This window comes from Halomonas nitroreducens, assembly GCF_003966155.1.
GTDB classification, from domain to species: Bacteria; Pseudomonadota; Gammaproteobacteria; order Pseudomonadales; family Halomonadaceae; genus Halomonas; species Halomonas nitroreducens.
The window spans coordinates 1-9228 of sequence record NZ_RXNS01000033.1 but is presented as its reverse complement, the minus strand read 5'-3'; the positions used below and the strand labels follow the sequence as shown (position 1 = coordinate 9228).

General features: G+C 42.3%; 7 protein-coding genes. All 7 read left to right on the top strand.

Annotated features, from left to right (window positions below; genetic code table 11):
* The first annotated feature begins 279 nt into the window (after nt 1-279).
* The 7 genes from EKG36_RS20190 to EKG36_RS20160 all read left to right on the top strand — a co-directional run bounded on the left by EKG36_RS20190 (nt 280) and on the right by EKG36_RS20160 (nt 9044).
* Nucleotides 280-1635, top strand: coding sequence for an asparagine synthase-related protein (locus tag EKG36_RS20190; protein ID WP_126487077.1), 1356 nt, complete (start codon nt 280-282; stop codon nt 1633-1635).
* A gap of 98 nt (nt 1636-1733) precedes the next feature.
* Nucleotides 1734-3224 (top strand): alkaline phosphatase family protein, encoded by a 1491-nt coding sequence (locus EKG36_RS20185; protein ID WP_126487076.1) that lies wholly within the window; start codon nt 1734-1736, stop codon nt 3222-3224.
* Between the two features lie 189 nt (nt 3225-3413).
* The gene (locus tag EKG36_RS20180; RefSeq protein WP_126487075.1) at nt 3414-4508 is read left to right on the top strand and encodes a polysaccharide pyruvyl transferase family protein; all 1095 of its coding nucleotides are present in this window, start codon (nt 3414-3416) and stop codon (nt 4506-4508) included.
* A 52-nt stretch (nt 4509-4560) separates the two neighbouring features.
* The gene (locus EKG36_RS20175; RefSeq protein WP_126487074.1) at nt 4561-5445 is read left to right on the top strand and encodes a glycosyltransferase family 2 protein; all 885 of its coding nucleotides are present in this window, start codon (nt 4561-4563) and stop codon (nt 5443-5445) included.
* Nucleotides 5364-6305: an EpsG family protein gene (locus tag EKG36_RS20170; RefSeq protein ID WP_126487073.1), complete on the top strand. Its 942-nt coding sequence runs from the start codon at nt 5364-5366 to the stop codon at nt 6303-6305. Before EKG36_RS20175 ends, EKG36_RS20170 begins: the two co-directional genes overlap by 82 nt.
* 12 nt (nt 6306-6317) lie before the next feature.
* Nucleotides 6318-7463: a glycosyltransferase family 4 protein gene (locus tag EKG36_RS20165; protein WP_126487072.1), complete on the top strand. Its 1146-nt coding sequence runs from the start codon at nt 6318-6320 to the stop codon at nt 7461-7463.
* A 306-nt stretch (nt 7464-7769) separates the two neighbouring features.
* Nucleotides 7770-9044, top strand: a complete 1275-nt coding sequence (locus EKG36_RS20160; protein ID WP_246007579.1) for a sugar transferase — start codon at nt 7770-7772, stop codon at nt 9042-9044.
* Nucleotides 9045-9228 lie beyond the last annotated feature (184 nt).

The following is a 9228-nucleotide window of genomic DNA, read 5'->3' as shown; positions in this document are numbered from 1 at the left end:
GGATGGTCAGGCTCATCGGAGGTGCCATCTTCTGAAGGATGGCTTCCTTCCGCTCTGCGGGGTAACGCATGTTGATCACCTCTCAATCCGTTTAGGTGACAACTACGCTGACAGATAGGGGTGATGGCCAGTCCAGCGCAGATTACCGCACTTATACCTCAAGCCTTTCAGATAGAGCAGACTGAGACAAGGTCGCTCTCGATTTATACAAGACCTGGCTAGCGTTGAATCGAGCGCAGTTTTCTTTTCTGAATCATAAATAATTCTGGACTGATTATCATGAACCAAGTTTTCCGCCACAAGGGACGTAGCAGTGAAAAGATAGAGAATTTGTGTGAAAATGAAGGCCTGTCAGTTCTTGAGATTGATCGCTCTAGCCTTGAGGAGTACCTGCAGTTTGGCTTTGTTCATGCCCCAAACACGATCTATAAAGATGTAAAAAGAATTCAGCCAGAAAAAACAGATAATAACTGCTTCGGAAAACTTGATGTCAACACAGACGACTCGGTCGCTTTAATAAAAGGGGAGTTGACTTCAGCCATCGACCGAGGTGTGATAGAGGGGCGCACAGGGCTTCTACTATCCTCCGGGCTTGATTCATGCGCGATAGCTGCTTGCTCTAGGCATAAGCTCAATACCTATACAATTTGTTTTGATTTTAGAGACTGGAACGAGCATGCTATTGCTGAAAAGGTATCCATGGCATGCGGCCATTCACATCAAAATATAATCATCTCGATAGATGACTTGAAAGATAATTTTGATGAATGGATTGAAACGCTAAATCAGCCATATGCTCACCCTAATTCCTTGGCGACTTACATTGCCTTCAAGAAAATCAAAAGCAATAATGAAGTCTTGATGGATGGTACCGGCGGCGACACGTTTTTTGGAACGCTTGGACAGTCAGCAGTGCAGGAAAAGCTTATCAGAAAAAGAAAAATTGTGGTGGATACGGCGGAGTTCTTGAGGAAGAGGCTTGGTCCGTCGAGAAATGCATCAGCAAAAATCTTCAATTTGATACCTGACACCTGGGCAAAACCCGTTTCCGAGCTGTTGTTATATCCGCATGAACGCGCGATATATTTCAACAATTGGAAGGGGTTTTTCTTTAACTACCTGTGTGAAAGAGATGCGTGCTTAAGAGATAATATTTCAAGCTTGTATGGAAGTTTATCTGCATACAGGGATGCTCACTATTACCAATATTTTAAGGCTTGGGGCGCTGAGGCATCAAGTGGCAGGGTTTATATGGCCTCATCGGCAACGGGATTGTCCGTACATCTTCCCTTTATAGACAAGCAGCTGGTTAAGCTAATGTCACAGATTCCAGATAAAGTTCTCTATTCTGGGCCTGGAAGCAAACAGATTCTCGAGAGAATCGTTAGAGAAAAGCATCCACAATACTTATATTCTAAGAAAGCAATATCATGCCCTTGGAGCCTTGCGTTTAAAGATGATGCCTGGCGTTCGGATCTGTACTCGTTGAGTGATGAACTAACCTGCTTTCCAAAGGAAAAAATAAACAAAATAGTAGACCAGCATGTCAAGGGAAATATGGATCATGCTCAACGACTGCTTAACTTGTTGGTGCTGACTCGGTGGTCCAAGATAAAGCGCGTAAGTGTGTTCTGAGTTTTCCGGATTGCGGCCAAGCAATTTTTTATTAAGCTCTGAAAGGTTATCAGGCGGATAGTTCTGCCAAAATATCAAGTTCTTATCAAGGTGTAAAAATGCATTTACTAGTCTTAGGCATTGATGGAGGCGATCGCGACATCATCAGTAAAATGCCAATGCCTTATCTCAACAAGGTACTTCACGGAGCCAATAAAATAGAAGCTAACGAGGATTTGTATACCAGAGGTTGGGCAAAGATTTTAAGTGGAGTTCCAGGTACTATTAGCGGTGCCGTCTATAATCGCCCGAAGGTAACCGATGGCGAGTGCGGTGCGACAGGGAAGTGGACCTCACAAGATTTTAGCGACAATGCTAACAAGCCACTGTGGGAAGAGCTCAATAATCGTGGCCTTAGTGTTGGCTTCATGAATATACCTACCACACATCCTGCTCCTGAGGTAGAAGGTTTTTTCGTCTCGGGCGCAGGTGGAGGCATAGAAAGTGGAAATACTCCACCTTCAGCCTGTTATCCAGAAGAAGATTCTAGAATTCTGGAGGAGAATGGTTACATATTTGACACACGGTATATACCCTCTGGCATCAGGGATGAAAAAGAATTTCATTTACGATTGAGGTCCATGACAGAAGCTCGAGTGGCCTCCTATATTGCCCTTGATAACAAACACAATCCCGATGTGGGTTTTATAGCTTTCATGGGGCTCGCAAGGCTGCAGTATCTTGCGATGAATGAAATAAATCATATCTTGGAAGGTCAAAAATCCACTCAAAATAAATTAACTTCTTCTCAGCAACTTATATTAGATACTTACAAACACTTTGACCATCAGTTAAGCTATCTAGTAACGACATTGGGTGTTGAGAATGTCATGGTTGTTTCAGACCATGGGCAGGCAGCAAGGAAGTTTGATGTCAATATTAACTACTTTCTCGGTCAACATGGTTGGCAAATCAACAAGCAAGCAAGTGTGTTGTCTTTTCAACAAAAAGCCCGGAGATATGCAAAAAAATTGCTGCCCCGGAAGTGTTACGATGCTCTAGCCTCCAATCCATCTTTGCATAGAGCGGGCGGCGGCCAAAGTCCAATTGATTTTTCTCGATCTAAAGCATTTGGAATGCGTGGTAGCCCGGTCATTTATATAAATGACGAGAGATTCTTTGGAGTAGTTTCCGGCAATGAATGTAAAAATGAATTGATACAGGAAGTGATCTCTGAATTCAATAAAGATCAGGAGGCAAATAATCACGGTTTGAAAGCCATGCGTTTTTCCGAAAGGTTTAGTGAAGGGGTTAAGAGCTTTGAGCTTTCTCCTGATATTTGGATCGAGAAGCCTGATAACTACCTTTTTGATTATGGGGTTGGGAACAGCAACGCTGGGATCGATAATCTTGTTAACGAAAACCATCCTTACTACAAGGCAATTGATTTTAAGGCTATAGATAGAGGGCAGTGGACGGGGATAAAAGGTCGGAGTGCAATGATTTATTATACGTCCGATAAGGAAGAGGTTGATACAGGGCCTTATAAAGACTTGACACAAGCATATTATACATGTCTTGATCTGATTGGTTCTGCAAACCGGACGTAATGTCAAATCTAAATGTTATTATACTGGTTTCTGACATATGCGGAGCAGCATTAATTGTTGTTCCCTAGTTCATTATCCGATTTATGATTCCCTCGTTTACAGGATTACGATAAGCATGTTTCTGAGAGAGCAGGCCAGGAGCTGTTTCTACATCATAGATCTTACATTTAATATATCGGCTAAAAATATATGATCGGAATACTTACGTTCCACCATGTGTATAATTATGGTGCTTTGCTTCAAGCTTACGGATTACAGAAATACCTTGAAAGCGTCGGTGTTAGCTCGATTATCGCTGATGTTAGGCCATTTCATAGAGAACCTCCTGGTGTTGCGCATCCTAAAATAACGTTAAGATACATTAATAAAGGCTTGAAATTTTTGGGGCTAAAAAAGCCTTCAATCAAGGAAAGGCTGTTTGATGATTTCAGGAATAATCAGTTATATGTCAGTGAGCAAGCGCCTTCGCTTGATGTTTTTTTAAATCACAACAAGGATGTTTCAGGCCTTATTGTCGGGAGTGATCAGGTTTGGGGCGCCAAGTTTGGAAAGGCAGCCCTAAACGTTTACTTTTGCAAGGGGGTTGATAATGGAATTAGTCGAGTAAGCTATGCTGCCTGCATAGGCTCCACCAAGACTAGGGAAAGTGACATCTTGCCTTTTGTCGACGACTTAAATGCGTTCAAAGCAGTCGGTGTCAGAGATGAGTTTTCAAAAGACCTGATTACAAATATATATTCTGGCAATGTCTCACGAGTCGTCGATCCGACCTTGTTAATCGATTGGTCTGATATTGCTGAAAAGGTTGATATCGACCTGCCAGGAGATTTTGCTTTCTATTATGGTAGATCACCAGCGGGTGATGAAATTGTAAAGAGCCTGAAAGAAAAAAAAGGTCTCAATGTTGTCTCAGTAGGGATGGAAAACGACCGTCCTTTTGATATGTCAGATTTTCATCTGAATGATGCCGGTCCTCTTGAATGGCTGGCAGCAATGAAGAAATCCAGTTTTGTGGTTACGACTTCCTTCCATGGATTAATGCTGGCTTTAAGTTTGAAGAAACCTGTCCTGGCGACCCCCGTCAGCGCTCTTGCAGCTGAAAGAATCAGTGATGCAGCCGCATGGTTCGGTGCAACTGAAGTTGTGCTCAGTCAGAAGATAGAGAACTCTGATTTAGATGTGGATCGCCTGTTAAACAACATAAACTGGGATGTTGTATATAAAAATATCGAAGAAAAGGTTAGGCTATCCAAACATTTTTTGGATGGCGCGCTGCATCGCTAACGTGGATTGTAAATCGTAAGGTTTAGGAATTAAATTACATCAAGGTTTTGCAATGTATTCGTTAGTGATACCGCTCTATAACAAACAAAACCATATAGAAAGAGCAGTTGACTCGGCTTTACGCCAGACTAAAGCCTTTCAAGAAATCATTATCGTTGACGACGGTTCAGAGGACGATGGTGCAAGCTTGATTGAGAAAAGGTACGCAGGTAAAGTAAAGTTAGTCAAGCAGCCAAATCGCGGCGTGTCAGCCGCTAGAAATGCAGGTATTCATAAGGCTACATCTAAATTTGTATGCCTGTTAGATGCGGATGATGAACTAGAAGACAGTTTCCTGGAAACTATAGATCAACTGAATACAATGCATCCAGACTGTAAAATTTTCACAGTCTCTCATTACGTTTGCATTGCAGAAGATTGCAAGGCCAGGAATCCGGAAGGTAAGACATTCAAGACAGATAAACCCGTTCTTCGATATGCCTTTAATTACGGTTTGATCAATTCATCTTCCGTCTGTATGGAGCGAGAAGTACTTCTTCAGTTCCCCTTCCCTGAGGGAGTAAAGGATGGCGAAGATATTTATGTTTGGCTGAGAGCATTTTCTCATCATGCATTGGTACATAGTGCTATGCCTTTGGTGCTAATTCATAAAGACGCTGATAATAGGTCTGCTTTACGTGACGATGGTATTCCTTATCACCTGAGCTTTTTTTTAGATAATCCAAGTGATTGTTCATGGGCTGTAAACGTATTTCTTTTTCTCAATGCTATAAGGCAATGCTATGGTTATTCAGCACTAGGACGTAAGGCATATGTAGCCAATACTCTCAATCTTCTGAAAAAAAAGAGGCCGTTTTGGTACTTACTAGCTTCTCCTTCTTTGATAGTTTCTCCAAGGGTGTTTTTCGCGGCAAAAAAAATCTTGGGCCGGTTATAGATTTTTTATGCCTTTTAGTCCTCTTTTTGTTTTCTATGCTTGTGCTTTCAAGGGTTGAGTTCTTTTTTGACTTCCCAACATATGAAGGCTACATCAATGGTTTTACTTTTTTTGAGAGATTTGATAGGGAACCCCTTTCTGCAGTTTTGATGTATTTTGCTGCCAAGGGTGAACTGGGAGCAGAGGGCTATTATTATATTACATGGTACATGGTTTTTATCCCTATTGTTTGGGCATTATATAAAAAACATCATCGTGCATGGTTTGTGTTGTCTTTATTTGTTTTTTTTAACCCGGTCATGTTGATTGTATTTCAAACGCCGAGGCAGTTTGTGGCAGTTGGGTTTTTCTTGCTGTCAATTTTGTTTTCGGGCTGGATTAGGATTTTCTCTCTAATATGCATCCTGTTGGCGCATACAGTGAGCGGGCTTTTTGTATGCGGGTTATTTTTTGTATATCAACTGCAAAGAAATCTATATCCCTTACTGTTCGGTCTTCTTCTCATTGCATATTACCTTTTTTTGCAAGGTTACTATGATTTTTATATAGATAGTCACGACAGGGGGGTCGGTAGGCTTTTTTACACCATACTGATCTTTGCGATTTTTTCTTTCCTGACTTTCTTAAAGAAGGGAAAGGAAAAAGAGTTTATAGTCAATATGTTCTTTTTTGTTGTTGCTGCTTTCATTTTGAGCCCTTTTGGTAGTCGGTTATTTATATTCTTTATACTCCTTGCGATATTGTATTTGTTCACCAGCCTCCACAAGTTTGATTCTAAGCTTATTCTGTCTTTCTCATCATTGTCATCAGCATCTTTTTCTTTGTTTTTTATATATCATGATATGTATGGTTACGGGTAATGGTGGTGTGTCATGCTGAATGAAACGCGTTCTATCTACGGTAGTGTGATGAACAAAGAAATAAAAGTATGTTTTGCTGCCAACTCTGGATGGTATTTGCGAAATTTTAGAACCTCAACGTTAAAAGCGTTTTCCAATCACTTTGATGTAACTGGCCTCTATCCAAATACTGGAGAGTCTCTCAATATAGATGAAGTTTCTAACCAGAGGTTTTATTGTGATGCTGCCAGCACTAACCTCTTGAAAGAGGGCTTGAGTTTTGCTTCCTTTTTCTGGAGAGTGCATAAAAGTAAATGCGATGTCGTCTTTTCTTTCAATCCAAAGATCAATCTCTATGCGCTGATGGCTTGTTTTTTCCTTAGAAAGCATTGCGTGCCCAATGTATCGGGTGTAGGGGTGGCGTCTGAGCTCACAGGGATTAATGGTCTGCTCTACCGTAGCTTAGCCAAGTTCTTCTATCGGCGTGCATCATTTGTCTTTTTTCAAAATGCAGATGACTACAATGGTTTTTTGACATCTGGGTGGATTAAGCCTGAGTGTTCTGAGGTTCTTCCTGGTTCAGGTGTTGATTTAAATAGATTTCATCCATCGCGAGACAGTGATCATAAACTCTGTTTTTTAATGGCTTCGCGGCTAATTAGGCAAAAAGGTGTCGAAGAGTTCATCAGTGCAGCCCGCGAAGTGCTGAAGTCGAATGACGAGGCCTGTTTTGTCTTGGCAGGAGTTGCTGATCACTCTAGTCGAGCTGTGGAGAAATCCACACTGGACGGTCTTGAGGATGAGCCCAATATTCATTTTGCTGGCCATGTTGAAGATATGCCAAGCCTTCTAGAAAAAGTGGACTGTGTGGTGCTGCCTTCTTACTATCCTGAAGGCATTCCTCGAAGTCTGATTGAAGCGGCAGCTTCGGGAAAGATTATAATAACAACTGATACACCTGGGTGCCGTGAAATAGTAGAAGATCTTGAGAATGGATTTTTAGTATCTCCAAAGTCAGTTGATCAACTTGTCGATGCAATGAAGAGTGTTCTTTGCTTGAGTAAAGAGCAGAGGTCTTCGATGCAGAGGGCCTCCAGAGCTTTGGCCGAGGAACGTTTCGACGAGAACACAGTCATTGATCGCTATCTTAAAGTTGCATATGCGCTATGTGGTAGTTAGCATTAGATTTCTAGCGCATAGACCTGTGCAACTCATGACTAATTGTAATTAATTCTCGTTCTTTGCCGTTTGCACTTCATGCTGTACTTGTTGCAGTTTCATTCCCCGGTTCACTTCACATCAGGATCTAGAGTCCAATATGACAGCATTCATCATTCGGCTCTCTTTGCTGAGAGATTGGGTTTCCATGATTTCATCATTGTATGATCGCTGATGTCTATCTTCTATTTTCAATGTTTTTCAAGCATTGGGTGTCGAGTTTTTTTGATGGAAGTTTTCTAAGTTTTTCTTGTGGAAGGTGTAAAATTGAAAAATCATTATGAACGCCGGCATTCGCGGTGGTACGAGAATCTTTTACTAGGTTTGCCCTTTCATATCATTGTAGGTCTTTTTTTCACTGTTGGCATGCCATCGTTTTTTCGTTGGGGATGGGGGTTTTGGTATTACTTACCAGATGAACGGTTGAACACTATTATTGCTTGTGCTTTGGCCTTTGTGGTAATTTTGATAACTCTAAGGCGGATGCAGAAATATCCTGGTGCACAAGTTTCAGCTTTTATACCACCAGCGGTGTCAGTTGCTTTCTTATTGGTTGTCGGTGTGTTGTTCTTCACAAGGGAAGCTTACACGCGTCAGGTATTGTTCATGAGTTACGTTGTTAGCCTTGGTTGGTTTTACATGGCTTTTTTCTTAGGCAGGCGTTACCGGAGAATGAAGTTAGCCGTGGTTCCTTTTGGTCGTGTGGAGTTGCTTGTGCCAACTACTCACATAGAGCTGAGAAGGCTGGAAGAGCCTGACATTGGCAGAGTGCGTTATGATGGCGTGGTCGCTGACCTCAGATCGGATCAGTTAACTCCTGAGTGGGAGCGATTCTTAGCCAGGTGCACTCTAAACCATATCCCTGTTTATCATGAACGGCAGATACAGGAGTCAATGAGCGGCAGGGTAAGAATTGAACACTTAACTGAAAATGAATATGGAAGCCTGCTTCCCTCTTTGTTCTACCAAGGAGTTAAACGTTTTTTTGACTTGATATCAGCTTTGATCCTCGTTCCTTTGCTGGCACCCGTTATGTTTGTGACGGCGATTGCAATTCGACTGGATACCCCGGGGCCGGCACTGTTTATTCAGCCTCGTATGGGTTATCGAGGGGTGCCCTTCAATGTCTACAAATTTCGAAGTATGCATTGTGAAAAAAAAGGAAGAGGATACACTGAAGGGGATGATGACCCACGCATTACCCGAGTTGGTAAAGTGATTCGTAAGTACCGATTGGATGAGCTCCCTCAGATTTTAAATGTCATCAAAGGTGAAATGAGCTTTATTGGGCCTAGACCTGAATCCATGGAGCTTTCCGAATGGTATGAAAGGGATGTTCCCTTTTTCAGCTATCGCCATGTAGTCCGCCCTGGTATCTCTGGTTGGGCTCAGGTGGAGCAAGGGTATGCTGCTGAAGTGGATGGCATGATTGAAAAACTGCAGTATGACTTTTACTACATCAAGCATTTTTCACTTTGGCTCGATGTCCTCGTGGCATTCAAGACATTGAAAACCATTCTTACCGGGTATGGGGCGAGGTAGCCGGATTTTTTCCAGTCGCAGCCTACGCCGCGATTACATCGCGGCGTATGCATTTCTAGGGAGCCCTATCTGTCAGCGTAGTTGTCACCTAAACGGATTGAGAGGTGATCAACATGCGTTACCCCGCAGAGCGGAAGGAAGCCATCCTTCAGAAGATGGCACCTCCGATGAGCCTGACCATCCC

Coding starts and splice junctions, on each gene's coding strand:
- EKG36_RS20190 (WP_126487077.1), top strand. CDS start 280: ATGAACCAAGTTTTCCGCCACAAGGGACGTAGCAGTGAAAAGATAGAG.
- EKG36_RS20185 (WP_126487076.1), top strand. CDS start 1,734: ATGCATTTACTAGTCTTAGGCATTGATGGAGGCGATCGCGACATCATC.
- EKG36_RS20180 (WP_126487075.1), top strand. CDS start 3,414: ATGATCGGAATACTTACGTTCCACCATGTGTATAATTATGGTGCTTTG.
- EKG36_RS20175 (WP_126487074.1), top strand. CDS start 4,561: ATGTATTCGTTAGTGATACCGCTCTATAACAAACAAAACCATATAGAA.
- EKG36_RS20165 (WP_126487072.1), top strand. CDS start 6,318: ATGCTGAATGAAACGCGTTCTATCTACGGTAGTGTGATGAACAAAGAA.